At 73.5% G+C, this 24,465-nt stretch carries 21 protein-coding genes and 2 riboswitches; of the genes, 12 read left to right on the top strand and 9 right to left on the bottom strand.

The genetic code is table 11. From position 1 onward, the window contains the following. Entirely contained in the window at nt 1-645 is a 645-nt protein-coding gene (locus tag ACFFJG_RS07995) for a TetR/AcrR family transcriptional regulator (protein WP_378518070.1), read from the bottom strand. A 59-nt stretch (nt 646-704) separates the two neighbouring features. Here ACFFJG_RS07995 and ACFFJG_RS07990 point away from each other — a divergent pair, with 59 nt between their 5' ends. From ACFFJG_RS07990 to ACFFJG_RS07970, 5 genes are all read left to right on the top strand, one after another. Beyond that, nucleotides 705-1,217, top strand: a complete 513-nt coding sequence (locus ACFFJG_RS07990; protein WP_378518069.1) for a cupin domain-containing protein — start codon at nt 705-707, stop codon at nt 1,215-1,217. An 82-nt stretch (nt 1,218-1,299) separates the two neighbouring features. Then, nucleotides 1,300-2,991: a hypothetical protein gene (locus ACFFJG_RS07985; RefSeq protein ID WP_378518068.1), complete on the top strand. Its 1,692-nt coding sequence runs from the start codon at nt 1,300-1,302 to the stop codon at nt 2,989-2,991. Next, nucleotides 2,988-4,046 (top strand): hypothetical protein, encoded by a 1,059-nt coding sequence (locus ACFFJG_RS07980; protein ID WP_378518067.1) that lies wholly within the window; start codon nt 2,988-2,990, stop codon nt 4,044-4,046. The genes ACFFJG_RS07985 and ACFFJG_RS07980 overlap by 4 nt, the downstream gene beginning before the upstream one ends. Before the next feature lie 74 nt (nt 4,047-4,120). After that, the gene (locus ACFFJG_RS07975; protein ID WP_378518066.1) at nt 4,121-4,396 is read left to right on the top strand and encodes a Fe-S cluster assembly protein HesB; all 276 of its coding nucleotides are present in this window, start codon (nt 4,121-4,123) and stop codon (nt 4,394-4,396) included. A gap of 314 nt (nt 4,397-4,710) precedes the next feature. Then, a complete protein-coding gene (locus tag ACFFJG_RS07970) occupies nt 4,711-5,022 on the top strand; it encodes a hypothetical protein (protein WP_378518065.1) in 312 nt (103 codons plus the stop codon). 1 nt (nt 5,023) lies between these two features. On the opposite strand, the gene ACFFJG_RS07965 is transcribed toward ACFFJG_RS07970, so the two are convergent. Genes ACFFJG_RS07965 through ACFFJG_RS07955 form a run of 3 tightly spaced genes read right to left on the bottom strand, consistent with a single transcriptional unit; the run spans nt 5,024 to nt 7,922 of the window. Next, complete coding sequence (locus ACFFJG_RS07965; RefSeq protein WP_378518064.1) at nt 5,024-5,761, bottom strand: cobalt-precorrin-4/precorrin-4 C(11)-methyltransferase; 738 nt, start codon at nt 5,759-5,761, stop codon at nt 5,024-5,026. Further along, the gene (locus ACFFJG_RS07960) at nt 5,758-7,263 is read right to left on the bottom strand and encodes a precorrin-2 C(20)-methyltransferase (RefSeq protein ID WP_378518063.1); all 1,506 of its coding nucleotides are present in this window, start codon (nt 7,261-7,263) and stop codon (nt 5,758-5,760) included. Before ACFFJG_RS07960 ends, ACFFJG_RS07965 begins: the two co-directional genes overlap by 4 nt. After that, nucleotides 7,260-7,922 carry a precorrin-8X methylmutase gene (locus ACFFJG_RS07955; protein ID WP_378518062.1) on the bottom strand — a complete coding sequence of 221 codons (663 nt, stop codon included), beginning with the start codon at nt 7,920-7,922 and terminating at the stop codon, nt 7,260-7,262. Before ACFFJG_RS07955 ends, ACFFJG_RS07960 begins: the two co-directional genes overlap by 4 nt. A gap of 51 nt (nt 7,923-7,973) precedes the next feature. After that, nucleotides 7,974-8,048: riboswitch (cobalamin riboswitch) on the bottom strand. A gap of 63 nt (nt 8,049-8,111) precedes the next feature. Between ACFFJG_RS07955 and ACFFJG_RS07950 the strand changes: the two genes are divergently transcribed. After that, complete coding sequence (locus tag ACFFJG_RS07950) at nt 8,112-8,795, top strand: 4a-hydroxytetrahydrobiopterin dehydratase (protein ID WP_378518061.1); 684 nt, start codon at nt 8,112-8,114, stop codon at nt 8,793-8,795. 3 nt (nt 8,796-8,798) lie between these two features. Here ACFFJG_RS07950 and ACFFJG_RS07945 read toward each other — a convergent pair whose 3' ends face one another. After that, the gene (locus tag ACFFJG_RS07945) at nt 8,799-9,662 is read right to left on the bottom strand and encodes a ferredoxin-like domain-containing protein (protein WP_378518060.1); all 864 of its coding nucleotides are present in this window, start codon (nt 9,660-9,662) and stop codon (nt 8,799-8,801) included. Between the two features lie 4 nt (nt 9,663-9,666). Further along, nucleotides 9,667-9,805: riboswitch (cobalamin riboswitch) on the top strand. Between the two features lie 26 nt (nt 9,806-9,831). On the opposite strand from ACFFJG_RS07945, the gene cobN reads away from it, so the two are divergent. The 5 genes from cobN (at nt 9,832) to ACFFJG_RS07920 (ending at nt 19,331) form a co-directional block, all read left to right on the top strand. Beyond that, complete coding sequence (gene cobN / locus ACFFJG_RS07940; protein WP_378518059.1) at nt 9,832-13,416, top strand: cobaltochelatase subunit CobN; 3,585 nt, start codon at nt 9,832-9,834, stop codon at nt 13,414-13,416. Further along, the gene (gene cobF, locus ACFFJG_RS07935; RefSeq protein WP_378518058.1) at nt 13,413-14,168 is read left to right on the top strand and encodes a precorrin-6A synthase (deacetylating); all 756 of its coding nucleotides are present in this window, start codon (nt 13,413-13,415) and stop codon (nt 14,166-14,168) included. The genes cobN and cobF overlap by 4 nt, the downstream gene beginning before the upstream one ends. A gap of 441 nt (nt 14,169-14,609) precedes the next feature. Further along, nucleotides 14,610-17,198 carry an ATP-dependent chaperone ClpB gene (gene clpB / locus ACFFJG_RS07930; RefSeq protein ID WP_378518057.1) on the top strand — a complete coding sequence of 863 codons (2,589 nt, stop codon included), beginning with the start codon at nt 14,610-14,612 and terminating at the stop codon, nt 17,196-17,198. A gap of 184 nt (nt 17,199-17,382) precedes the next feature. Continuing rightward, on the top strand, nt 17,383-18,348 hold the full coding sequence (locus tag ACFFJG_RS07925; protein ID WP_378518056.1) for a peptidoglycan-binding domain-containing protein: 966 nt from the start codon (nt 17,383-17,385) through the stop codon (nt 18,346-18,348). Between the two features lie 149 nt (nt 18,349-18,497). Beyond that, nucleotides 18,498-19,331, top strand: a complete 834-nt coding sequence (locus tag ACFFJG_RS07920; protein ID WP_378518055.1) for a CPBP family intramembrane glutamic endopeptidase — start codon at nt 18,498-18,500, stop codon at nt 19,329-19,331. A 4-nt stretch (nt 19,332-19,335) separates the two neighbouring features. Here ACFFJG_RS07920 and ACFFJG_RS07915 read toward each other — a convergent pair whose 3' ends face one another. From ACFFJG_RS07915 to ACFFJG_RS07900, 4 genes are read right to left on the bottom strand one after another with little or no spacing between them, the layout of a single operon-like run. Beyond that, nucleotides 19,336-20,547, bottom strand: a complete 1,212-nt coding sequence (locus ACFFJG_RS07915) for an MFS transporter (RefSeq protein WP_378518054.1) — start codon at nt 20,545-20,547, stop codon at nt 19,336-19,338. Beyond that, on the bottom strand, nt 20,544-20,981 hold the full coding sequence (locus tag ACFFJG_RS07910) for a DoxX family protein (RefSeq protein WP_378518053.1): 438 nt from the start codon (nt 20,979-20,981) through the stop codon (nt 20,544-20,546). Before ACFFJG_RS07910 ends, ACFFJG_RS07915 begins: the two co-directional genes overlap by 4 nt. A gap of 9 nt (nt 20,982-20,990) precedes the next feature. Then, nucleotides 20,991-22,415, bottom strand: coding sequence for an FAD-binding oxidoreductase (locus ACFFJG_RS07905; RefSeq protein WP_378518052.1), 1,425 nt, complete (start codon nt 22,413-22,415; stop codon nt 20,991-20,993). A gap of 48 nt (nt 22,416-22,463) precedes the next feature. Then, nucleotides 22,464-23,375 carry an AEC family transporter gene (locus tag ACFFJG_RS07900; RefSeq protein ID WP_378518051.1) on the bottom strand — a complete coding sequence of 304 codons (912 nt, stop codon included), beginning with the start codon at nt 23,373-23,375 and terminating at the stop codon, nt 22,464-22,466. Nucleotides 23,376-23,452: 77 nt separating this feature from the next. Here ACFFJG_RS07900 and ACFFJG_RS07895 point away from each other — a divergent pair, with 77 nt between their 5' ends. Further along, nucleotides 23,453-24,385 (top strand): 2-hydroxyacid dehydrogenase, encoded by a 933-nt coding sequence (locus ACFFJG_RS07895; protein WP_378518050.1) that lies wholly within the window; start codon nt 23,453-23,455, stop codon nt 24,383-24,385. Nucleotides 24,386-24,465: the final 80 nt, after the last annotated feature.

The raw sequence follows: 24,465 nt of genomic DNA, 5'->3' as shown, positions 1-24,465 counted from the left end.
TCACCCGGCCAGCAGCGTGCGGCTCCAGAGGTCACCGAGGGTGGCGGCGTACTGCTCCGGCGTCCGGCCGCGCGAGCAGTAGGCGGCGAACCACTCCGGGCTGTTGGTCGACCACACCAGGTCGGCGACGTCCTGGTCGGTGAGGTCGTCGCGCACCTCGCCGGTGACGCGGAGGTCGGCGGCGAGGTCGAGCATGTTCCGCGCGCGTCGCTCGGTGATGTGGCGCCAGGCAGCGGCGCACTCGGGATCGGTGAGGCCGGCGTCGCGCAGCGCGAGCAGCAGTGGCGAGATCGTCGGCATCAACCGCGCGAGCGCGGCGGCGTACGTCTCCAGCTTGCGGCGGGCGCCCTCCGCACGGCGGATCTCCTGGACGTAGTCGCGCTCGGTCGCGGGCAGCGGCTGGGTCGAGGAGGCGAGCACCATGTCGACGACGGTGAGCAGCAGCTGGGGCTTGCGGCCGACCGCTGCATAGACCGTGTCGACCGAGACCTCCGCCTGCCGGGCGATCTCGCTGACCGAGGTCGCTGCGTAGCCGCCGGCGACGAAGAGGTCCCGTGCGGCGGCGAGGACGCGCTCGCGGGTCTGCTCGGCCGCCGCGCGCCGCGCCGAGGCGTCGTAGGTGCGGGTCTTGCGCTGGGTCGGCACGAGGCCTAGCGTAGGCGATATTCATCCGAAGTCGATTCGGATCAACACCGGGAGGCGCCATGGGCGGCGAGGCGAGCGTGGTGATGCGGGAGCCGGGCGGCTCCGCGCACGAGACCTGGGCGATGGGCTCGCTCTTCGAGCACCTGCTCACGGCCGACGAGTCGGCGGGCCGGCTCGGCGTCGCGGTGGTGACCCAGCCGCCGGGCATCGCCACCCCGCTGCACCGCCACACCCGCGAGGCCGAGGCGTTCTACCTGCTCGAGGGCGAGATGACCTACCGCGCGGGCGAGGAGGACTACGAGCTCGGTCCCGGCTGCTTCATGTACCTCCCGCAGGGCCTGCCGCACGCCTTCCGCACCCGCGGCACGGGCCCGGTGCGCTACCTCGCGCTGTCCGAGCCGGGCCACCTGCTCGGGCTGTACGACGAGGTCGGGGTCCCCGCGACCGCGCGCCGGGTGCCCGGTGAGGGCGAGGGGCGGCCGATGGCCGAGGAGATCGCGCGCTGGAACGAGGTGGGTCCGCGCTACGGCCTCGAGGTGGTCGGTCCGCCGATCCCGGAGGCGGCGGGCTGAGGAGAGGTTTGGCGCTGCCCCCGCCGTGGCAGGATCCGGGGAGCCGGGCATCCGGCCGCACGGGGGAGCGCAGGGGGACAGCATGGGGATCGCAGCAGGACCGGTGCCGCTCCACGCGGCGATGACGTCGGGCAGCTCGGGCACGATCCGCTCGGTCGCACAGGACACGACCGAGGCGATGGCCAAGGTGCGCGAGAGCATCGAGCTGATCCGCTACGCCCAGGACCGCCCGGCGTGGGACGGCGACGCGGCGCGCCGGTCGTACAACATGCGCGCGTGGGCCACCCGCGCGTCCTCGGAGATCTGCGTCAACCGGCTCAACCGCGTCACCCTGGCGCTCGAGGTCGCCGCCGACGGCTACGACCACATGGAGAAGCAGGCCGACGACGTGATGCGGTGGTACCGCACCGAGAAGGCGAAGGCGGTCGACGCGCTCGGGATGTTCCTCGTCGTGTTCACCGCCGTCAGCAACCTCGTCGAGGTGCGCGGCTACTACACCGACGACCTCGACAAGGCGCGCGACTTCCTCGCCACCGACCCCTTCAGCACCGACGAGTCCGACTGGGCCGAGCTCGGGCTGGTGAAGTCGATGCTGCGCGACCTCGAGCACGGCACGATGCCCGGGCCGGTGATCCCCGAGACGTTCGCCTCCGGGCAGGACGACCGCGCGTGGACACCGCAGGGCCTCGGGCTGACGCCCGACGGCAACCTTGTCCAGACCGGCTACGAGGAGGTCGTCGACCCCGAGACGGGGCGCACGACGTACGTCGCGAACCTGACGATCGTCGACCCCGACACCGGGCGGGTGATCAACACGGTCGAGCTCGGCGGCGGGGACGGCGCGCCGCCCAACCACGCGGGCGGCGTCGTCGTGCACGACGGCACCGTCTGGGTCGCGTCGAGCGACAGCCAGAACCCGACGATGGTGCCGTACTCGCTCTCCGAGCTCAGCGGCGCGACGCCGACCCACACGGTGCAGCCCAGCGGGCCGCCGATCAGCGTCGGCGCGGGGGCGTCCGCGACCGTCAGCGGCGACACGATGTACGTCGGGTCGTTCGAGGAGGACGGCCCCGGGAAGATGTACACCTACACGTGGGACCCCGAGTCGCGGACGTGGGGCGACAAGCAGGGGCCCGTCGAGATCCCGCCGAAGACGCAGGGCATCGCCGTGCGCGGAAACGAGATCGTCTTCAGCACGTCGTGGGGTCGCGACAAGACCAGCCAGCTGCAGAGCTACAACCTGGCCGACGTCACCGGTGGCGGGCCGCTGCCCGACCCGCTGCAGACCGTCGAGCTGCCGAACATGTCGGAGGGGGTCGTGATCCTGCCCGACGGCATCGCCACCACCCACGAGTCCGGCGCCTCGCCCTACTCGACCGCGAGCGGCAAGGACCCCGACGACCTCTGGGCCGGCATGTTCCTGTCCATCACGCCCTTCGACGACCTCGGTCTGTCGGGGACGGTCGACGTGGTGCCGGCGACGCTGCAGGCCGCCAGCTCGTGGTTCGCCGAGGCCGAGCGCGGCCTCGACCGGGCGCAGAAGCGGGTGGCGCGGCTCAACCTGCCGCCGTCGAGCCTCGGCACCGCGCCCGGTGCCGGCGCGCTCGTGTCGACGGTCGACACCTACGTCGACACGACCGCGACGTGGATCGAGGAGTCGCGGCTCTCCTCCGACACCACGGCGTCCGGGCTGATCGCCGCGGCCAACGACTACGAGGACGCCGACTCGCGCAGCGACGGCCTCTTCGGCTTCCTGCAGAAGTTCGTGCCGTGAGGGCCGCTGCACGCGCCTGCCTGGTCGTTGCCCTCGTGCTGGCGGCCGCCGGGTGCTCCGACGACCCCGGCGGGTCCGACGACGCGTCCGCGTGGCCGACCTGGTCGACCGCCGTCGCCACCGACGGGCTGGTGTGGGCGAGCGGCAGCACCGTCCACCTGCCCGACGGCTCGACGATCGACACCGGCGACCGCCCGGCCGGGGCGTACGTCGTCGCGGGGCCGGGGGTGTGGTTCGCCTCCGCGGACGCCGGCGAGCTGGAGGGCAACGAGCTCCCGCGGCTGCGGGTCGCCACCTCTGACGGCGTCCAGGACCTCGACGCGCACCCCGCGATCGACAGCCTCACCAGCTCGGCCGACGGCCGGTGGCTCGCCTTCATCGACCGCCTCGACGACGGCGCAGGCGCGGCGGAGGCGGTCGTGGTCGACCTCGACTCCGGCGAGGAGGTCGTGCGGAGCAGCGAGGGGCTGGTGCCCGACGAGACCGCGGGCGCCGACTGGACCGACCTCTACGAGGACGCGCCCGTCGGGATGCTCGGGGTCGTCGACGGGACGGCGTACGTGCAGGGGCTCGGCGATCTGGTGACGTACGACCTCGCGACCGGGGACGCGACGACGTCCGACCTCGACTGGGACGCGATCCGCGGCACCGACTGGTGGGCCTCGCTGCATCGCACCGCCCCGCTGTGGAACGCCGACCGCTCGTGGCAGGTCCCGGCCCAGCGCTTCGGCGCGAAGCCGGTGCTGGAGTCCGCCGACGGCGAGCGCGTGACGACCTCGCTGCCGTCGGCGACCGGCCCGCTCGGCTCTCCCGACGTGTCCGGCCCGCCGCTGGAGGAGTGGAGCCTGGGCGGCTGGATTGACGACACCACGGTCGTCGGCACCACGCCGACGCGGGACGGCTCCTCCGTCGACTGGCTGACCCCGGCGCTGATCACCTGCGTCGTCCCGAGCGGCGACTGCGAGGTGGTCGAGGGCACCGAGGACGGCGTCAACCTGCCCAGCGACCGGCCGTACGGCCTGCCCCCCGAGGTGAGCCTCGACCCGGACGCCTGACCTGCACGGTTTGGGTCTGAGGCCTGAGTTCGTCATGGTGGAGGGGACACATCCGCCATACGGGAGGAGAGCCCATGCTTGCTCTCACCGAGAACGTGACCGAGATCGTCAAGCAGCTGACCTCGGAGGTCCCCGAGATCTCCGCGCTGCGCATCGCCGCCGAGCCCGACGGCCAGGCCCTGTCCGTGGCCCCCGCCGAGCAGGCGGCCGCCGGTGACCAGGTCATCGAGCAGGACGGCGCGACCGTCTACGTCGAGGCCAACGCCTCGCAGATGCTGGACCAGATGGTGCTCGACGGCACCGTCGACGCGGAGGGCAACATCGAGTTCGCCCTCGGCCAGCAGGTCTGAGACCGCCTGACGCACCGACAGTGGAGCCCCCGGCCGCACCTAGCGGCCGGGGGCTCCACTGTTCCCCCGGGGTGTGGTTTCGAGGCTCGCTGCGCTCGCACCTCAACCACCGGGTGTCCTCGCACCTCTATCACCGGGGAGTTCGTTGTCCTCGCTGGTCGAGGTGCGAGGAGCGCCAGCGACGAGCCTCGAGGCCTGCCTCGGCGCGGTCCAGACAGCAGGCCAACTTTGGGTAAGTCGATCTGCGAGGGAAGCACACGCAAGAAGGCGTGCTCACGCTGCATGGATCAGGATCCGGAAGAAGGGTTTCGATCATGCAGGACGGATTGAGCATCGAGCTTCTCGAGTCCACGAACTGCCAGTACTTCGTGGAGCAGCGCGACTACGAGACGCGGCTGATGAAGAACTACAACAACATGCTCCTCGCGGTCGGCTTGGCGGTCACCGCCTCGATCGTCGGGCTCATCATCGCGATCGCCATCAAGGAGTGGGGCGTCACCGCCGCGACCAGCATCGGCACGGTGGTGTCGGGCACGGCGGTCAAGTTCATCCTCGACCGCAAGACCGAGTGCCAGAGCCGCATCAACAAGTGGATCAAGGCCATCAAGGACAACGGCTGCGAGTGACTTAGGGCCGGGGGCGGTCGGCTTGGTAGAGCCAGGACTCGCCGCCGTCGCGGGCGAGGGCCCGGCCGACGAGGATGACGGCGGCCTGCTTCAGGCCAGCAGCCCCGACCTGGTCGGCGATGTCGGCGAGCGTGCCGCGGAGGACGAGCTCCCCGGGCTGGCTGGCGCGGTGGACGACGACGGCGGGGCAGTCGGCGCCGTACGCCGGCACCAGCTCGTCGGCCAGCGCGCGGACCCGCGTGATGGCGAGGTGCAGGACGAGCGTGGCGCGGGTGGCGGCGAAGGCCGACAGCGACTCGGTCGACGGCATCGCGGTGGAGCGGGCCTGCGTGCGGGTCAGCACGACCGACTGCGCGACCAGCGGGACGGTGAGCTCGCGGCCGACGAGCGCGGCGGCAGCGGCGTACGCCGGGACGCCGGGGCACACGTCCCACGCCACCCCGGCCGCGTCGAGGCGGGCGGTCTGCTCGGCGAGCGCGGAGTAGAGCGACGGGTCGCCTGAGGTGAGGCGGACGACGTCGAGTCCCTCGGCGGCGGCCTCCACCATGACCGCGGTGATCCGGTCGAGGTCGAGCGCCTGGGTGTCGACGTGCCTGGCGGCGGTGCAGTGGGAGAGGACGGCGGCGTCGAGGTACGTCCCGGGGTAGAGGACGACGTCGGCCGCCGCGAGCAGCGACGCCGCGCGCAGGGTGAGGAGGTCGGCAGCGCCCGGGCCGGCGCCGACGAAGTGGACCGTCACTCCACGAACCTCGGCGTCCAGACCTGACCGGAGGCCGTGACGCGGGTCGACGAGGCACCCACGATGAGCAGGCACTTCATGTCGATGGTGTCGGCCTCGAGCTCCGCGAGCGTCGTGACGGTCAGCGACTCCTCCGCGCGGCCGATGTCGCGGCCGACCACGACGACGGTGTCGGGGCTGCGGTGCTCGAGGAACAGCTTCTGCAGGTCGGCGACCTGGGTGGTGCGGCTGCGGGAGGCGGGGTTGTAGACCGCGAGCACGAGGTCGGCCTCGGCGATGGCGCGCAGCCGCTTCTCGACGACCGACCACGGCTTGAGCCGGTCGCTGAGCGACAGCACGGCGAAGTCCGCGCCGACCGGGGCGCCCGCCCTGGCTGCGACGGCCTGGACGGCGCTGACGCCGGGGAGCACCTCGATCGGTACGTCGGGGTGGTCGACGGCGGCCTCGAACACCGCGCTCGCCATCCCGAAGACCCCCGCGTCGCCGCCCGACACGACCGCCACGCGCTCGCCGCGGGCGGCGAGGTCGAGGGCGAGGCGGGCGCGGTCGACCTCGACGGTGTTGCCGGAGCAGTGGCGGGTCAGGCCCTCGCGCTGCGGGACGCGGTCGACGTAGGGCGCGTAGCCGACGACGTGGTCGACGTCCGCGAGGGCTGCGGTCGCCTCGGGGGTGAGCCACTTCTCCGGGCCGGGGCCGAGGCCGATGATCTTGAGGGGGTGTGGTTTCGAGGCTCGCTCCGCTCGCACCTCGACCACCGAGGACCGGCGGCCGGTGGGGTCGTCGGAGAGCGAGTCGCCGGGGACGACGACGAGGGAGAAGTACGGCACCGAGGTGGGGTCGACGTCGACGACCCGGAGCCAGCGCTCGGCGGGCATCGAGGCGCGCTCGACGTACATCGCGTGCTCGAGGCGGCCGGCCTGGCGCAGCGCCTCGACGACGCCGGGGAAGGTGCGACCGAGCTTCATGATGATCGCGCCGTCGGTGTCGGCGAGGCGGCGGGCGAGCTCGGGGACGGGAAGCGTTCCGGGCAGCACGGTGAGCACGTCGGTCTGGCGCACGAGCGGGGTCGCGAGGGTCGCGGTGGCGGCGGCGAAGGCCGGGACGCCGGGCACGACCTCGGTCTCGAAGTCGGGGGAGAGCCGGTCGTGGAGGTACATGAACGAGCCGTAGAACAGCGGGTCGCCCTCGGCCAGCACGACGACGGTCCGGCCCGCGGCCAGGTGGGCGCGCAGCCGCGCGGTGCACTCCTCGTAGAACTCCGCCATCGCGCCGGCGTAGCCGCCCGGGTGCGCGGTGGTGCCGGTGGTGACGGGGTAGCGCAGCTCCTCCTCGACGGCCGTGGCCGGGATGAGGTCGGCGGCGATCCGGCGGGCGTTGGACTGCTTGCCGACGCCGGCGTGGAAGGCGATGACGTCGGCGGAGCCGATGAGCCGCGCGGCCTTGAGGGTGATGAGCTCCGGGTCGCCGGGGCCGAGGCCGACCCCGTAGAGCCGGCCGCTCACTCCTGGTCCTGGGCGAGCGCGTTGAGGGCGGAGGCAGTCATCGCCGAGCCGCCGCGACGGCCTCGGACGGTGAGGAAGGGGACGTCGATCCCAAGAGAGCCGGCCTCCTCCAGTGCCTGCTTCGACTCCGCGGCGCCGATGAAGCCGACCGGGCAGCCGACGATCGCGGCCGGGCGCGGCGCCCCGTCGAGCAGCATCTCGAGCAGGTGGAACAGCGCGGTCGGGGCGTTGCCGATCGCGACGACCGCCCCCTCCAGCCGGTGCTCGAGCAGCGACAGCGCGGCGGCCGAGCGCGTCGTCCCCATCAGCATCGCGAGGTCGCGGGTGCGGGGGTCGTGCAGCGCGCACAGCACTTCGTTGTCGCGCGGCAGCCGCGCGCGGGTCACGCCCGAGGCGACCATGTGGGCGTCGGTGATGATCGGCGCGCCCGCCTCCAGCGCCCCCCGCGCGGCGGAGACGAGACCCGGGTGGATCACCAGGTCGTCGGTGAGGTCGGTCTGGCCGGTGCCGTGCACCATCCGCACCGCGACGCGCTCGGCGTCGGCCGGCAGGTGGTCGAGCCGGGTCTCGCGGCGGATCGTCGCGAACGACTCGTCGTAGATCGCGGCCCCGTCGTCGACGTAGTCGTAGCGGCGGGTGGGTCGGGCGAGCAGGCTCATCACGGCTCCTTGGGGTTCTCGCCCCTCAGGTGGCAGGTACGTCGGCGCGGGCAGTGTCTGGCTCGCCCCTCGCTGCCGAGGGGACTGACAGTGGCGGAACCGCCCCGGACTCTCACCGGGTTCCTGCGTCGCGTGACGGGGGCAGCCTAGGGCCTTGCGGTGCCGGGCGGCGTGGGGGAGGGTCCCGGGATGGACATGCTGCGGGGGAGCGAGATCGCCGACGCCGGCCTCACCGACTGGGTGAAGCTCGCCCAGGGGCTGCACGCGCGCTTCCGCACAGGCTCCTTCGCCGAGGCCGCGCGCTTCGTGACGGCGGTCGGCGAGGCGGGTGACGAGGTCGGCCACCACCCGCGGGTGCGGATCGGTTCCGGCTTCGTCGACCTCGAGCTCGTCACCGACGACGCGATCTACCGCGCCGACGACGGCACTGAGTACGTCGTCGAGTGGCCGACGCAGCAGGACGTCGACCTCGCCCGCCGGATCACCGACGTCGCCGCCGAGCACGGGCTGGCCGCCGACCCGGCGGGCGTGGCGGAGGTCGAGCTCGGGCTGGAGGTCGCGGACTCCGCAGCCGCCGCGGCCGTCTGGGCCGCGCTGCTCACGGGTGACGCCGCCTCCGTGGGCCGCGGGTCGCCGGGCGACGAGGTGCGCGACGGGAGCCAGCGCGTGCCGAACCTCTGGTTCGACGACCCGCGTGCTGACAACGGTGGGCAGCGCTGGCACGTCGAGGTCTACGTCTCGGCCGAGGCGCGCGAGGAGCGGCTCGCCGCGGCGCTCGCGGCCGGCGCGACCGTGGTCGACGACAGCCAGGCGCCCGGGCTGACCGTCATCGCCGACCAGGAGGGCAACCGCGGGGTCATCTGCGTGGCGTGAGCGTCAGGCGGGCTCGTCGTCGGGCTCGGGCAGCGGGTCTGGGACGCCGGCGACCAGCGACTTCCACGGCGTGACCACGAGGTCCTCGGGGAGGGCGTCCGCGACGCCCCGGTCGACCACGCCACCCTCGACCGCGACGTGGGTCAGACCGGGCACGAGCTCGCCGAAGGGCGGCGGTCCGCTCGCCGACGGCAGCCGCGGGTCGGGCTCGTGGGCGTCGGGGACTGCCGGCAGGTCGTCGACGTGCCAGGCGGCGTCGTCGCCCGCGCCGCGTACCTGCTGGAAGGCCCGCGCCAGGCCGGTGAGCCGGGCGGCGGTCTCGGTGATCGGGACGACCGGACCCCAGTGGTGGGATCCGATCCGCAGCTGCACCTCGTCGTCGGACAGCGCGACGAGGCCGAGGTCGCACGAGCGGCCGACGAGGTCGCCGCGCCCGTCGTCGAGGACGAAGAGGAACCGCCCGGGCAGCTTCGCCAAGGACGGCGTCGCGCACACCCGCTCGTCGAGCTCGTCCGTCACCGGGCGGAGGTCGGCGCGGCCGCCGTGCAGGCCGGTGAGCGGGGAGACGAGCACGTTGCGGACCAGCTCGTGGTCGGGGTGCGGCAGCAGGCCGGTGACCCGGATCGCCTCGACGACCGAGCGCGTCAGCGCGCCGTCGGCAAGCGGGAGGCCGCGGAGCTGGAGGTTGGCGCGCTTGGTCAGGTGCACCTTGCCGTCGCCGTTGCGCTCGGCGACCCCGATGAGGTCGAGCAGGGTGGCGCGGCTGATCCGGCCGCCGGGGATGCGCAGCCGTACGAGGGCGCCGTCGTCGGCCGGCCACGGGCGGAAGACCCCCGGGCACAGGTCGCTGCGGGTGCGCACGGTCATGGCCCGATCCTCGCAGGGGCTAGGCTGCGCGGACCACTCCGCGTGGAACCCAGGAACCCGGTGCGATCCCGGGGCGGTTCCGCCACTGTGAGGGCCTGCGCGCAGGCCCGCAGCCAGATACTGGCCCACGCGGATCCGATCAGAGGGGCGAGAACCCCGAGGAGGAACCGTGCGCATCGCGCTGCTGTCCACGTCCGACACCGACCTGCTGAGCGCCCGCGAGTCCGGTGCCGACTTCGTGCTGGCCAACCCGGCGCGGCCCGGCCACCAGTCGATGGCCGAGGTGATCGAGGGCTGCGACCTCGTCGTCGGGCGCCTGCTCGGCTCGCCCCAGGACCTGTGCTCCGGCTTCACCCGCGTCGCTGCGACCGGCATGCCCGTCGTCGTGCTGGGCGGCGAGCAGTCGCCGAGCGCGGAGCTGATGGAGCTCAGCTCGGTGCCGATCGGGGTCGCCGCCGAGGCCCACCGCTACCTCGCCGAGGGCGGCCCGGCCAATCTCCGCCAGCTCCACGCGTTCCTCTCCGACACCGTCCTGCTCACCGGCGAGGGCTTCGAGCCGCCGCAGGTGCTGCCGCAGTGGGGGTACGCCGAGCGCGCCGCGAGCGCCGACCCCGAGCTGCCGCGGGTCGGGGTCCTCTACTACCGAGCCCACGAGGCCAGCGGCAACACCGCGTTCGCGCACGCCCTCGCCGACGCGATCGATGCCACCGGGAAGGCGGTCGGCGTGCCGATCTTCGCCGGCTCCCTGCGCTCGGCGCCCGACGACCTCTTCGAGGCCTTCGGCACCCTCGACGCCCTGGTCGTCACCGTCCTTGCCGCCGGCGGCAGCGTCCCGGCGGGCGCCAGCGCGGGAGGCGACGACGAGTCGTGGGACGTCGCGCGGATGGCGACGCTCGACATCCCGATCATCCAGGGCCTGTGCCTGACCTCCAGCCGTGCCGAGTGGGAGGCATCCGACGACGGCGTCAGCCCGATGGACTCCGCGACGCAGATCGCGATCCCCGAGTTCGACGGGCGGATCATCACCGCCCCGTTCTCCTTCAAGGAGGTCGACGCCGACGGCCTGCCGCGCTACGTCGCCGACCCCGAGCGCTGCGCTCGGGTGGCGGGCATCGCGGTCCGCCACGCCCGCCTGCGCCACGTCCCGAACGCGGAGAAGCGGCTCGCGCTCGTGCTGTCGGCGTACCCCACCAAGCACGCGCGCATCGGCAACGCGGTCGGCCTCGACACCCCGGTCTCCGCGGTGCGCATGCTGAGGCGGCTGCGCGAGGAGGGCTACGACCTCGGCGGCGACAACGAGGTCACCCGGATCCTCGCGATGGACGACGACACCGAGGCCGGCGACGCGCTGATCCACACCCTCATCGCGGCCGGCGGCCAGGACGAGGAGTGGCTGACGCAGGCGCAGCTGACCGACGCGCACGTGCGGATCACCCGCGAGCAGTACGTCGCCTGGACCGCGCACCTGCCCGAGCAGCTGCGCGCCGACATGGTCGAGGCGTGGGGCGAGGCGCCCGGCTCGCTGTTCGTCAACGACGCCGGTGAGCTGGTGCTGGCGACCGTCCGCGCAGGCAACGTGGTGCTGCTGATCCAGCCGCCGCGCGGCTTCGGGGAGAACCCGATCGCGATCTACCACGACCCCGACCTCGCACCGACCCACCACTACCTCGGCGCCTACCGCTGGCTCGAGCAGGGGTTCAAGGCCGACGCCGTCGTGCACCTCGGCAAGCACGGCTCGCTGGAGTGGCTGCCCGGCAAGAACGCCGCGCTGTCCGCGGCCTGCGGCACCGACGCCGCGCTGGGCGACCTCCCGCTGGTCTACCCGTTCCTCGTCAACGACCCCGGCGAGGGCGCGCAGGCCAAGCGGCGCGCGCACGCCACGATCGTCGACCACCTCGTGCCGCCGATGGCGCGCGCGGAGTCCTACGGCGACATCGCCCGGCTCGAGCAGCTCCTCGACGAGCACGCCAACATCGCCGCGATGGACCCGGCCAAGCTGCCGGCGATCCGCGGCGAGATCTGGCAGCTGATGCACGCCGCCGAGATGCACCGCGACCTCGGGCTGGAGGAGCAGCCGGACGACGAGTCGTTCGACGACTTCATCATGCACGTCGACGGCTGGCTCTGCGAGATCAAGGACGCCCAGATCCGCGACGGCCTCCACGTGCTCGGGGAGGCCCCGTCCGGTGAGGCGCGGGTCAACCTGGTGCTGGCGATCCTGCGCGCCTCGCAGGTCTTCGGCGGCCAGGAGGCGGCGGTGCCCGGGCTGCGCTCCGCCCTCGGCCTCAAGGAGGGCGCCGAGGCGACGAGCGCCGTCGACGCGATCGAGGAGCAGGCCCGCGCGCTCGTGCAGGCGATGGACGCGGCCGACTGGGACGTCGCGCGCGTCGCTGAGCTGCACGACGACCCCGAGGTGCAGCGGGTGCTGGCCTTCGCGGCCACGCAGGTCGTGCCTCGGCTGGCCCGGACGACCGACGAGCTCGACGCCGTCGTCCACGCCCTCGACGGCGGCTTCGTGCCGTCCGGCCCGTCGGGCTCGCCGCTGCGCGGGCTGGTCAACGTGCTGCCGACCGGGCGCAACTTCTACACCGTCGACCCGCGCGCGGTCCCCTCGCGCTTGGCGTGGCAGACCGGGCAGGCGATGGCCGAGTCGCTGGTGAGGAAGTACGTCGAGGAGACCGGCACCCACCCGCAGTCCGTCGGCCTGTCGGTCTGGGGCACGAGCGCGATGCGCACCAGCGGCGACGACGTGGCCGAGGTGCTCGCGCTGCTCGGCGTACGACCCGAGTGGGACCCCGCCTCGCGCCGCGTCAACGACCTCACCGTGGTGCCGCTCGAGGAGCTCGGTCGCCCGCGCATCGACGTCACCGTGCGGATCTCCGGCTTCTTCCGCGACGCCTTCCCGCACGTGGTCGCGATGCTCGACGACGCCGTACGCCTCGTGGCGGGCCTGGATGAGCCCGACGAGCTCAACTTCGTCCGGGCCCACGCGCGCGCCGACCTCGCCGAGCACGGCGACGAGCGCCGCTCGACCACGCGCATCTTCGGCTCGAAGCCGGGGTCCTACGGCGCCGGGATCCTGCAGGTCGTCGAGTCGGGCAACTGGCGCAGCGACCAGGACCTCGCCGAGGTCTACACGGCCTGGGGCGGCTTCGCCTACGGCCGCGACCTCGACGGCGCGCCCGCCGCCGACGACATGCGCACCAACTACCGGCGGATCAAGGTCGCGGCGAAGAACATCGACACCCGCGAGCACGACATCGCCGACAGCGACGACTACTTCCAGTACCACGGCGGCATGGTCGCCACCGTGCGCGCGCTGACCGGCGCCGACCCGAAGGCGTACGTCGGCGACTCCACCTCGCCCGACGCGGTCCGCACCCGCACGCTGCAGGAGGAGACCAACCGCGTCTTCCGCGCCCGCGTGGTCAACCCGCGCTGGATCGGCGCGATGCAGCGCCACGGCTACAAGGGCGCCTTCGAGCTCGCGGCCACCGTCGACTACCTCTTCGGCTTCGACGCCACCGCCGGCGTCGTCCACGACTGGATGTACGAGTCGCTGGCCAAGGAGTACGTCCTCGACGAGACCACCCAGCAGTTCCTGCGCACCTCCAACCCGTGGGCGCTGCGCGGCATCGTCGAGCGGCTCCACGAGGCGGCCGACCGCGGGCTGTGGGCCGAGCCCGACGCCGAGGTGATGGCCGCGCTGCAGCAGGTCTACCTCGACGTCGAGGGCGAGCTGGAGGACCGGTGATCGAGCTCGACCCCCGCACCACCGTGCGGGTCGTCGGGATCGGCTGCCACCCCGGCCAGCTCACTGTCGAGGCGCGCGCGGCGATCGCGGCCTGCGACTACGTCATCGCCGCCGACAAGGGGCCGGACGACCCGCTGCTCGCGCTGCGGCGGGCGATCTGCGCGGAGGTGGGCGTGGAGCTGGTCGCCGTGCCCGACCCGCCGCGTGACCGTTCGGCCGGCCTCGACGAGGCCGGCTACGACGGCGCTGTGCTCGACTGGCACGACGCCCGCGCGGCGGCGTACGGCGCGGTCATGGTCGGGCGCCCCGGCACGGTCGGCTTCCTGGTGTGGGGCGACCCGGCGTTCTACGACTCCACGATCCGTGTCGTCGACCGCCTCGGGGTGCCGTACGACGTGCTGCCCGGGATCTCCGCGCTCTCCCTGCTGGCGGCCCGCCACCGGGTCGTGCTCCACGAGGTCGGGCGGCCGGTGCTGGTGACCACCGGGCGCCGGCTCGCCGCCGAGGTCGCGGCCGGCCACGACAACCTGGTCGTCATGCTCGACGGCGGCCTGCAGGCCGCCACGCTCGCCGGGGAGTGGGACATCTGGTGGGGCGCCAACCTCGGCAGCCCTCACGAGGAGCTGGTCGCCGGCCCGCTCGCCTCGGTGGTCGCGGACGTCCGCGCGGCCCGGGCGCGCGCCAAGGACGCCGACGGCTGGGTGATGGACACCTACCTCCTCAGGCGGCTCGGCGACGCTGCGCCGCAGTGACGGCCGTGCGCGGGCGCGTGGTCGACGTGATGCCCCGACGCTGGGCAGCCGGCTGCGTCCCGCGGGTGAGCACGGCGGCTCAACCCCCGGGCCTGTCCTCCCTCCGCCCGTCGGGGTAGTCCAGTGGCAGAACGCTGTGTACGGGGCGTCAGGACGACGGTTTGCCACTGGACTACCTCCCGCCCCGAGTGTGTGGGTAGTCCAGTGGCAAAACGTCGCGTGCGGGAGGTCGGGACGACGTTCTGCCACTGGACTACCGGGAGTGGACGACGTTCTGCCACTGGACTACCCCGCGGGAGGGCGGGGGATGGCGGGGCCGAGGGGTCGAGCCGGCGCGCCGGGCAAGAAATCCAAAGTTGAGGGGAATCGACTCAACTTCTCGCTCGTTGAACCAGGTGGGACCAGAGTGGACCCAGACCGCACGACCACGGAGGAGAAGAGTTGAGCACGTTCGGTGCCGAGAAGTTCACGACCCGCAGCCGCGAGGTCGTCGAGGCGGCGCAGCTCGCCGCGACCACGGGCGGCAACGCCCACACCGAGCCCGTCCACCTGCTCGTCGCCCTGCTCCGGCAGGAGGACGGCGCGACGCGGAGCCTGGTGCAGAAGGCGGGCGTCGACCCGGCCGTCCTGCTCGCCCAGGCCGAGGCCGCGCAGCAGCAGCTGCCCCGCGCCTCCGGCTCGACCGTCCAGCAGCCCAGCGGCTCGGCGTCGCTGACCCGGGTGCTGGCCGCCTCGCTCGACCTCGCGGGGTCGATGAAGGACGAGTACGTCGCGACCGACCACCTCCTGGTCGCGATCGCCACCGTCGAGTCGCCGGCCCAGAAGGTGCTCACCGACGCAGGTCTCACCGCCGACGGGCTGCGCGAGGCGATCACGGCCGTCCGCGGCAACCGTCGCGTGACCAGCGAGAGCGCCGAGGCGTCGTACGAGTCGCTCGAGAAGTTCTCCGTCGACCTCACCCAGGCGGCCGAGGACGGCCGGCTCGACCCCGTCATCGGTCGCGACGCCGAGATCCGCCGCGTGATCCAGGTGCTGTCGCGGCGCACCAAGAACAACCCCGTGCTGATCGGCGAGCCCGGCGTCGGCAAGACCGCCGTCGTCGAGGGCCTGGCCCAGCGCGTGGTCGCCGGCGACGTCCCCGACTCGCTCAAGGGCCGCCGCGTGCTGTCGCTCGACCTCGCGGCGATGGTCGCGGGCGCGAAGTACCGCGGCGAGTTCGAGGAGCGGCTCAAGGCCGTGCTCGAAGAGATCAAGGACGCGGGCGGCCAGGTCATCACCTTCATCGACGAGCTGCACACGGTCGTCGGCGCGGGCGCCGGCGGCGACTCCGCGATGGACGCCGGCAACATGCTCAAGCCGATGCTGGCGCGCGGCGAGCTGCACATGATCGGCGCCACCACGCTCGACGAGTACCGCGAGCGCATCGAGAAGGACCCCGCGCTCGAGCGCCGCTTCCAGCAGGTCTTCGTGGGCGAGCCGTCCGTCGAGGACACCATCCAGATCCTGCGCGGCATCCAGGAGAAGTACGAGGCCCACCACGGGGTCCGGATCACCGACGCCGCGCTGGTCGCCGCCGCCACGCTCTCCGACCGCTACATCACCGGCCGCCAGCTGCCCGACAAGGCGATCGACCTCATCGACGAGGCCGCCTCGCGGCTGCGGATGGAGCACGAGTCCTCGCCGGAGGAGATCGACCAGCTCCGGCGCCGCGTGGAGCGGCTGAAGATGGAGGAGTTCGCGCTGGCCAAGGAGACCGACGACGCGTCGGTCGAGCGGCTGGATGCGCTGCGCAAGGACCTCGCCGACAAGGAGGAGGAGCTGCGCGGCCTCGAGGCCCGCTGGGCCCGCGAGAAGGACCAGCTGCAGGGCGAGGGCGAGCTGCGCCGCCAGCTCGACGCGCTCAAGATCGAGGCCGACAAGCGGCTGCGCGAGGGCGACCTCGCCGGCGCCTCGGAGATCAACTACGCCCGGATCCCGGCGCTGGAGAAGCAGATCGCCGAGGTCGAGAAGGCCGAGGCCGTCGACCTCGAGCCGCTCGTCGGCGAGGAGGTCGGCGCCGAGCAGATCGCCGACGTCGTCGAGGCCTGGACCGGCATCCCCACCGGCAAGATGCTCCAGGGCGAGACCGCCAAGCTGCTCGAGATGGAGCAGGTCATCGGCGAGCGGCTGATCGGCCAGCGCGACGCGGTCGCCGCGGTGAGCGACGCCGTACGCCGCTCGCGCGCCGGCATCGCCGACCCCCACCGGCCCACCGGCTCGTTCCTGTTCCTCGGCCCCACCGGCACCGGCAAGACCGAGCTCGCCAAGTCGCTGGCCGACTTCCTCTTCGACGACGAGCGCGCGATCGTGCGCATCGACATGAGCGAGTACGGCGAGAAGCACTCCGTGTCGCGGCTCGTCGGCGCCCCTCCCGGCTACGTCGGCTACGACGAGGGCGGTCAGCTCACCGAGGCCGTGCGCCGGCGCCCCTACAGCGTCGTGCTGCTCGACGAGGTCGAGAAGGCGCACCCGGAGGTCTTCGACGTCCTGCTCCAGGTGCTCGACGACGGCCGGCTCACCGACGGCCAGGGCCGTACGGTCGACTTCCGCAACACCCTGCTCATCCTGACCTCCAACCTCGGCTCGAACTTCCTGGTCGACCCGCTGATGGAGCCGGAGGTGAAGAAGGAGCAGGTGATGGGCGTGGTCCGGGCGCACTTCAAGCCCGAGTTCCTCAACCGGCTCGACGAGGTCGTCATGTTCGACGCGCTGACCAAGGACGACCTCGCGCACATCGTCGACCTGCAGCTCGCGCTGCTGGAGAAGCGGCTCGCGGTCCGGCGGATCACCATCTCGGTCACCGACGCCGCGCGCGCCTGGCTGGCCGAGACCGGCTTCGACCCGGCCTACGGCGCCCGCCCGCTGCGCCGGCTGATCCAGTCGGCCATCGGCGACCCCCTCGCCCGGATGCTCATCGCCGGGCAGGTCACCGACGGCGGCGCGGTCACCGTCGACGCCGGCGAGGACGGGCTCACGCTGCTCGCCGGGTGACCTGACCTCCGCCGAGTCGGCGCGAATGTCCCACGGTGCGGGACACAAGCGCCGACTCGGCGCCTTCGCGCGGGACACAAGCGCCGACCGGTGGTCTTGACCAGCCCGAGGAACGCGGGGGAGGGTCGGGGCACGCGTCCGGCCGACTCGGGATGGCCGGGCACCGTCTCTCGGGAGCTCCGCCATGCATCGCTCGACCCTGCCCACCGGCAGCAAGGCCGTCCTCGCCCTCCTCGCCGTGGCCCTGGTGGCCGCGGCCCTGTTCGTCGCCGCACCGGCCCGCGCGGCGAGCACGTGGCCGATCACCCAGGCCGGCCAGCCGCGCAACAACAACGCGATGACGTTGCAGCACCTCCTCACCGCCCAGGGGTACGTCACGACCGCCGACGGCGTCTTCGGCAGCGGCACCACCGCGAACCTCAAGGCGTTCCAGTCCGCGCGCGGGATCTCGCCCGTCGACGGCATCGCCGGCAGCGGCACCTGGCCGCGCCTGGTGATCGCGGTCAGCCAGGGCTCGACCAACGGCAGCGCGGTGAAGGCCGCGCAGACGCAGCTCAACAAGTACGGCGCCAACCTGGTCGTCGACGGCGTCTTCGGCTCCGGCACCCGCGCGGCCGTGGTGGCGTTCCAGGCCGCGCACGGGCTGTCGCAGACCGGCTCGGTCGACGCGGCGACCTGGCAGGAGCTGATCGGCTACAGCCAGGCCGGCGACCAGACGCTGTGCTACTCCACCGGCGGGTCGACCGCGTCCAGCCTGAGCAGCGCGCAGGTGGCCAACGTCCGCGCGGTGCTCACCGCCACCCGCAACGCCGGCGGCAACCGCAACGCGCAGGTGATCGCCCTGATGACGGCGATGCAGGAGTCGAAGCTGTGCAACATCCAGTTCGGCGACCGCGACTCGCTCGGGCTGTTCCAGCAGCGTCCGGGCCAGGGCTGGTGCTCCGGCGGCACGGCGTGCGTCAACCCGACCTACGCGACCCAGGGATTCTTGGGCGTCTCGGCGTACACCTCCAACCGCGGGCTGTTCGACGTCTCCGGCTGGGAGTCGATGAGCAAGACGCTCGCCGCCGACGCCGTGCAGCGCTCGTGCTGCCCCAACGCCTACGCGCAGTGGGAGTCGATGGCCACCACCCTGGCCAACACCTACTGACCGGCCCGCCGGTCATCTGAGGACGCCCTGGGACCGAGGAACGGCGTGTCGGCTCCCCCGGTGTCCTCAGATGCCATCCGGCGGGGGCGGGCCGGCACTTCTGGGTCGCCCCTCAGGTGGCGCTCAGCCGGCTGGGGGATGCTGGGTCCGTGAGCACGACGACCGAGGCCGTACGCCCGTGGTGGCGGTTGCGCGACACGGCGGTCCCCGGCGGCGTGCCCGACCTGGCGCGGGCGCTGCTGTGGACCGAGCTGGCCCTGGTGCTGCTGGTCTCGCTGGGCCGCTCGGCGATCTACTCCGTCGTCAGTCTCGTCTCCGCGCTCACCGCGCCGGGCCCGCTGTCGTCGCAGGCGGCCACCCTCAACAACAGCCTCGCGCCCGACCGGCCGTGGCTCGACCTGACCTACCAGCTGCTGCGCGTCGGCTTCGCGCTCGTCCCGGTGGCGCTGGCCGGCTACCTGCTGGTCCGCTCCGGCACCACCCTGCGCGAGGTCTGGGCCCGCGGCGGCGGGTGGGCGTCGTGGGGCGATCTCGGCCGCGGCGCGTGGCTCGCCGCCGGCGTCGGCTCGGTCGGCGTGGTGTTCTACCTCGCGACTTTCGCGCTCGGCACCAACCTCACCGTCGTCGCGCAGTCGCTGCCGGGCGAGTGGTGGCAGGTGCCGGTGCTCGTGCTGGCCGCGGCGGAGAACGCGGTGCTCGAGGAGTACGTCGTCCTCGGCTTCGTGCTCGTCCGGCTGCGCCAGCTCGGCTTCGGCGACACCGCCGCGATCGGCCTCGCCGCCGTGCTGCGCGGCAGCTACCACCTCTACCAGGGCCTCGGCGGCTTCGTCGGCAACCTCGCGATGGGCCTGCTCTTCGGCCTGCTCTACCGCCGCTGGGGCCGGGTGATGCCGTTCGTGGTGGCCCACACGCTGCTCGACGTCGGCGCCTTCGTCGGGTACGCCGCCCTGGCCGGGCGGGTCGACTGGCTGCCGACGCTCTGACGCGTCAGGCGGCGGGGGCGGATGCAGTCGGCCGGGTCTCCGGAGCGCGGAGCCACAGCGGGATCGCCAGCAGGCTGACCAGCGCGGTGGTGGCGAACGCCCAGCCGAAGCCGACGGCGTCGGCGACCAGGCCGACCAGCACGGGGCCGAGGATCGCGCCGGCGTCCTGCGACATCTGGAAGGTGCTCAGCACCGTCCCGCCCGAGCGCCCGCTGCCGACGACGTCGGCGACGCTCGCCTGCTGCCCGGGGTTGACCAGGCCCGCGCCGACGCCGGACAGCACCGACAGGGCGAGGAGCACCACCAGTGAGTGGCTCAGCCCCAGCGGCCCGAGCGAGGCGGCCGTGACGAGCAGCCCGACGACCACGAGCGGACGACGCCCCACCGTGTCCGCGACCCGGCCGGAGACCTGCAGCGTGAGCGCCGTGCCGGCGGCGGCCAGCGCTAGCGCGACGCCCGCCACCCAGGTGTCGTCGTGGATCGCGACGGCGAGCTGCGGCAGCACCGCGACCCGCACGCCGAAGTTGCACCAGCCGTTGGCGAAGCCGGATCCGAGCGCGGCGACGTAGGTGCGGTGGCCGAGCGCCTCGCCCAGCCGCATCGGCGGGGCCGCCGGGCCGGCCGCGTCTGCCGGCCGCAGCCGAGCGCCGCCCAGGCGGACGCCGACGAGCGCGGCCGCGAGCACCAGCGCGACGGCGTACACGACGAACGGGGTGCGCAGGCCGAAGCCGGCGAGCGCGCCGCCGAGCACCGGCCCGATCATGCCGCCGATCAGGAAGGAGCTGGCGTAGGCCGACGAGACGCGTCCGCGCATGTCGGGCGGCGCCAGGCGCACCAGCAGCGCCATCGCGGAGACGGTGAACATCGTCGACCCGATGCCCCCGAGGCCGCGCAGGACGAGCAGCTGCACGTAGGACTGCGCGAAGGCGGTGGCCAGCGACGAGGCCGCGACCACGAGCAGGCCGACGAGGTAGACCGGGCGCTCGCCGAGGCGCTGCACCAGCGCCCCGCCGGCGGGGGCGAAGACGAGACGGAAGAAGGCGAACGCCGACACCACGACCGACGCGGCGGCGACGCCGACGTCGAAGCTGCGGGCGTAGGCGGGGAGGACGGGGGAGACCAGGCCGAAGCCGACAGCGATGAGGAACGCCGCGACCAGCAGCACGCGGATCTCCGCCGACAGCCCGGGGCCGTCGGCGCGCGGGGAGCGGCTCACTCCCCGGTCTCGACCTCTTCGCGCTCCTGCGCCTCGTGGACCTGGGAGCGTCGGCGGTCGAGCAGTCCGCCGCCCCACAGCGCCAGCAGCACCAGCAGCGGCTGGAAGAACAGCCGGACCAGGCGGGCGCGGTCGGTGTCGAGGCCGAACGCGTCGGTGCCCTCGACGTACTGCGCGATGTTGCCGGGGAAGATCGCGACGAAGAACGCGGCGAGCAGCGCGCCGACGGTGCGCCGGTGCCTCGGCAGCGCGACGAACGCCGCCCCGAGCCCGATCTCCACGACGCCGGAGCCGACGACCGTGAGGTCCTCGTCGACGGGGAACCAGTCGGGGACCTGCGCCTGGAACTCCTGGCGCTGGGTGGTGAGGTGCAGGACGCCGGCGGTGACCATGAAGCCACCGAGCACGATGCGACCGAGGGTCTGGGCCTTCATGCCTCCAGCCTAGGTCCCAGCCGGAGGGGTGAGCAGGACGCCCGGGTTGAGCAGGCCGTCGGGGTCGAGGGCCTGCTTGAGGGCGCGCATCAGGTCGACCTCGACCTCCGACTTGTACGACGCCGCTGCCGCCGCCTTGGTCCGGCCGAGTCCGTGCTCGGCGCTGATCGAGCCGTGCTCGGCGGCGACGGCGTCGTAGATGGCGCGGGAGAGGTCGGGCGCCGCGTCGAGGAGGTCCCGGTCGCGGCCGACCGGCGCGTTGAGGTTGTAGTGGAGGTTGCCGTCGCCGACGTGGCCGTAGGTCACCGGGCGCACGCCGGGCAGCACCTCCTGCAGTCGCGGGCCCATCGCCTCGGTCCAGTCGGCGAGCCGGGCGATGGGGAGCGTGACGTCGTGCTTGAGCGTGGCGCCCTCGACCTTCTGCACCTCCGAGATGCCCTCGCGCAGCGCCCACAGCGCGTCGCGTCGCGCGGGACTGGTCGCGACCGCCGCGTCGGTCGCCGCACCCGCCTCGACGCCGAGCGACAGCAGCCGCTCGAGCGCGTCGTCGAGGCCGTCGTCGGAGGCGGTGCCGGCGAGCTCGACGAGGACGTACCAGTCGCTCGGCGCCTCCAGCGGGTCGACCGCGCCGGGCAGGTGGGCCAGGACGAGGTCGAGGGCCTGCCGGTTGGCGATCTCGAACGTCGCCAGGTGGGCGCCGCCCTCGCGCTGGGCGAGCGTCAGCAGCGCGACCGCGTCGGCGACGGTCGGCACCGCGACCCAGGCGGTGGCGTGGCGCGGGGTCGCGGGGAAGAGCCGCAGGACGGCGCCGGTGATCACGCCGAGCGTGCCCTCGGAGCCGACGAAGAGCTGGGTGAGGTCGTAGCCGGTGTTGTCCTTGCGCAGGCCGCGCAGGCCGTCCCAGACCCTCCCGTCGGGCAGCACGACCTCGAGGCCCAGCACCAGCTCGCGCGTCATGCCGTAGCGCAGCACCGCGGTGCCGCCGGCGTTGGTGGCGAGGTTGCCGCCGATGGTGCAGCTGCCCTCCGAGCCGAGCGACATCGGGAACAGCCGGTCGACCGCGGCGGCGGCGGCCTGCACGTCGGCGAGCACCACCCCGGCGTCGACGGTGATCGTGCCGGCGACCGGGTCGACCTCGCGCACGGTCCGCATCCGGGTCAGCGACAGCACGACCTGCCGCCCGGAGCCGTCGGGGACGCCACCGCCGACCAGACCGGTGTTGCCGCCCTGTGGGACGAGGGGTGTGCGCGCCTCTGCGCACGCCCGCACCACGGCCGCGACCTCCTCGGTCGACCCGGGCCGCACCACCGCGAGGGCACGCCCGCGGTGCACGCCGGTCCAGTCGACGACGTAGGCCTCGTCGTCGCCAGCGAGCACGTGGGCGGCGCCGACCGCCTCGCGCAGGCGGTCGAGCAGGGGGTGCGGGTCGGTCACGGGTGTCTCCTCCGGGCGGGACGGGTGGGACGGGCGGACGGGTGGTGGTCAGCCCAGCACGACGGCGACCAGCAGCGCCACCGGCAGGGAGGCGAGGGTCGTCACCAGGATGCTCTCGCGGGCGACGTCCTCGCCGACGCGGTAGCGGGTGGCGTGCAGGAAGATGTTCTGCGCGGTCGGCAGCGCCGCGGTGATCACCACGCCGAGCAGCACCCGGCCGTCGAGGCCGAGGGCCGTCCCCACGAGCCACGCCACGACCGGCATGACCGCCAGCTTGAGGCCCGCGACCAGCAGCACCTCGCCGTTGTGCCCGGCGCGGCCGAGGGGCGGGCTGAGGCGGAGCGCGGCGCCGTAGGACATCAGCATCAGCGGGATCGCCGCACCGCCCAGCATCTCCAGCGGCGCCAGGACCGGCGCGGGCAGCCGCCAGCCGGTGAGGGCGAGCACCAGCCCCACCACGGCCGCGACCGTCAGCGGGTTGGTGAGCAGGCGGCGCAGCGCCGCCCGGCCGCCCTCGCCGCGACCGGTGATGCGGTCGAGCGCGATGAGGGCCGCCGGCTGCACGAGCAGCATCTGCACCAGCAGGGTGGGCACCACGACCGTGAGGTCGCCGACGACGTAGGCCGCGATGGCGATGCCGAGGTTGCCGGCGTTGACGTAGGACGCCGACAGGGCCCCGATGAGGAGCGAGCCCGCGTCGGGCCGCCAGAGCAGCCGTGCCAGCACGACGTACGCCGCGAAGCAGGCGCCGAGCGAGACGGTCGAGGCGACGAGGTTGACCGCGGCCGTCTCGAGGTGCACCCGGCTGATGGTGACGACCATGAGCGCGGGGGAGGCGACGAAGAACGCGATCTCGCCGAGGGTGCGCTGCGAGCGCTGGTCCAGCACCCCGACGTGGGCCAGCGCGGCGCCCGCGGCGATGACGACGAGGATCGTGGTGAAGCCTGTCAGCAGGTCCACGTGGGTTCCTCCCCGTGCATCGTGCGATAGCGAGCCGCTCTTGGACCGCGGCGGCCGCGCCCGGCAAGGATGACGGGGTGAGCTCCCAGCCCCAGCACCCGGTCCGCGTCGTGCAGCTCGGAGGGCTCATGCCGTTCGTGCGCTCGTGGGTCGCCGAGCGGTACGCCGCACCCGCCCTCGCCGACCTCGACGACCCCGCCGGGGTGGAGGTGGCCGTCGTCGGCGGCGGCGCCGCGGTCGGCGCCGCGGAGATGGACGCGCTGCCCGACCTCCGCGCGGTCGTGAACTTCGGGGTCGGCTACGACAACGTCGACGTGGCCGAGGCCGCACGCCGCGGCATCGTCGTCTCCAACACCCCCGACGTGCTCACCGACGCGGTGGCCGACCTGGCCGTGCTTCTCGTCCTCGACGTGCTGCGCCGCGCGAGCGCGGCCGACCGGTTCGTGCGCAGCGGGGCGTGGGCGCGGGGCGAGCGGATGCCGCTGGCGCGCGACGTGCGCGGCGCGGTCGTCGGGGTGCTCGGGCTCGGCCGGATCGGGTCGGCGGCCGCCGCGCGGCTCGAGGCGTTCGGCGCCGAGGTGCACTACCACTCGCGCCGTCCCAGGGACGTGGCCTGGACGCACCACGTCTCGCCGGTCGACCTCGCCCGGGCGAGCGACGTGCTGCTGGTGCTCGTGCCGGGCGGCGACGGGACGCGCCACCTCGTCGACGCCGAGGTCCTCGACGCGCTGGGGGCCGACGGGTTCCTGGTCAACGTGGCGCGCGGCTCGGTCGTCGACGAGGACGCCCTCGTCGCCGCGCTGGAGGACGGCCGGATCGCCGGGGCAGGGCTCGACGTCTTCGCCGACGAGCCGCACGTGCCGGCCGCGCTCCTGCGTCGCGACGACGTGGTGCTGCTGCCCCACGTCGGGAGCGCGACCACCGGGACCCGCGAGGCGATGGGCCGGCTGGTGCTCGACAACGTCGACGCGTTCCTCGAGCGGGGCGAGCTGGTGACGCCCGTCGGCTGACGGCACGGGGCGACCTCCCGGTCTTGACGTACTTGTCGAATGAGTTGCAAACTCATCATACAAGTTGGCGCCGACCCGAG

Source organism: Nocardioides zeicaulis, assembly GCF_042432345.1.
In the GTDB taxonomy this organism is placed as follows: domain Bacteria; phylum Actinomycetota; class Actinomycetes; order Propionibacteriales; family Nocardioidaceae; genus Nocardioides; species Nocardioides zeicaulis.
Note: the sequence above shows the minus strand (reverse complement) of the source record. Positions and strands in the feature narration are given on the sequence as shown.

Bases quoted from the DNA above. Each gene is read 5' to 3' on its own strand.
- ACFFJG_RS07975 (WP_378518066.1), top strand. From the start codon at position 4,121: ATGCTTGCTCTCACCGAGAACGTGACCGAGATCGTCAAGCAGCTGACC.
- ACFFJG_RS07970 (WP_378518065.1), top strand. From the start codon at position 4,711: ATGCAGGACGGATTGAGCATCGAGCTTCTCGAGTCCACGAACTGCCAG.
- ACFFJG_RS07955 (WP_378518062.1), bottom strand. From the start codon at position 7,922: ATGAGCCTGCTCGCCCGACCCACCCGCCGCTACGACTACGTCGACGAC.
- ACFFJG_RS07990 (WP_378518069.1), top strand. From the start codon at position 705: ATGGGCGGCGAGGCGAGCGTGGTGATGCGGGAGCCGGGCGGCTCCGCG.
- ACFFJG_RS07910 (WP_378518053.1), bottom strand. From the start codon at position 20,981: ATGAAGGCCCAGACCCTCGGTCGCATCGTGCTCGGTGGCTTCATGGTC.
- ACFFJG_RS07945 (WP_378518060.1), bottom strand. From the start codon at position 9,662: ATGACCGTGCGCACCCGCAGCGACCTGTGCCCGGGGGTCTTCCGCCCG.
- ACFFJG_RS07985 (WP_378518068.1), top strand. From the start codon at position 1,300: ATGGGGATCGCAGCAGGACCGGTGCCGCTCCACGCGGCGATGACGTCG.
- ACFFJG_RS07925 (WP_378518056.1), top strand. From the start codon at position 17,383: ATGCATCGCTCGACCCTGCCCACCGGCAGCAAGGCCGTCCTCGCCCTC.
- ACFFJG_RS07950 (WP_378518061.1), top strand. From the start codon at position 8,112: ATGGACATGCTGCGGGGGAGCGAGATCGCCGACGCCGGCCTCACCGAC.